This window comes from Pseudomonas sp. E45-MNA-CIBAN-0222 (assembly GCF_040310405.1).
In the GTDB taxonomy this organism is placed as follows: Bacteria; Pseudomonadota; Gammaproteobacteria; order Pseudomonadales; family Pseudomonadaceae; genus Stutzerimonas; species Stutzerimonas stutzeri_AC.
In genome coordinates this window covers 1-276 of record NZ_JBEOPU010000089.1, presented here as the reverse complement: position 1 = coordinate 276, position 276 = coordinate 1, and the positions used below count along the sequence as shown (strand labels likewise).

The 276-nt window shown below is 44.6% G+C and carries 1 pseudogene; it reads left to right on the top strand.

The features are described from left to right. Nucleotides 1-276: pseudogene (locus tag AAEZ08_RS22890) on the top strand (hypothetical protein); the annotation flags it as partial.

Genomic DNA, 276 nt, shown 5'->3' with positions numbered 1-276 from the left:
CCGTGACGTGGTCGAGATTATTCAAACCATTAAACAAACCGAAGGCATAGAAACCGTTGCCATGACCAGTAACGGTTATAAACTTGGTAAACACTTAGCCAGTTGGCAAGCCGCTGGTCTTAATCAGCTCAACATCAGCATGGACAGCTTTGATGCAGCCACCTTTCATAAGATGACTGGCTTTAATACCTTACCTCAGCTGCTCGCTGACATGGATACCTTATTAGAAACCACGGATATCAAACTTAAGATAAACAGCGTGCTGATGGCAGAGAC